This is a genomic window from Bacteroides sp. 51 (genome assembly GCF_010500965.1).
Lineage (GTDB): Bacteria > Bacteroidota > Bacteroidia > Bacteroidales > Bacteroidaceae > Bacteroides.
In genome coordinates this window covers 1-302 of sequence record NZ_QVMI01000208.1, presented here as the reverse complement: position 1 = coordinate 302, position 302 = coordinate 1, and the positions used below count along the sequence as shown (strand labels likewise).

The 302-nt window shown below is 38.4% G+C and carries 1 protein-coding gene; it reads left to right on the top strand.

Features of this window, described 5'->3' with window-relative positions; genetic code table 11:
- Positions 1–91: 91 nt before the first annotated feature.
- Positions 92–302 (top strand): hypothetical protein (locus tag D0T87_RS24075; RefSeq protein ID WP_163178720.1); only part of this gene is annotated, 211 nt, incomplete at its 3' end.

Here is a 302-nt window from a genome sequence, read left to right as displayed (position 1 = left end):
TTTTTAGTGTTTACCAAATACAAAGGTAAGTCTTTTTTTCAGAAATAATCGTGTATATTTGCGAAATAGTATTAAAAACGTTTATGTATGAATGTCAGCTTTACCTGTCACATGCCCGACTGTCTGGAAATGCCTTATCAACCGACTGTTAGAGGCGCTGACTGCTCCACTTGAAGGTGCTAAACTACCTAAATCAAAGAAGGTATTCGACAACTCGAAAGTAACCGATCACACCTTTACAATAGCAACCGATCAATCTTCAGCTACCGGCGTAGATTACAAAGCTAGTGACCTGATGTATA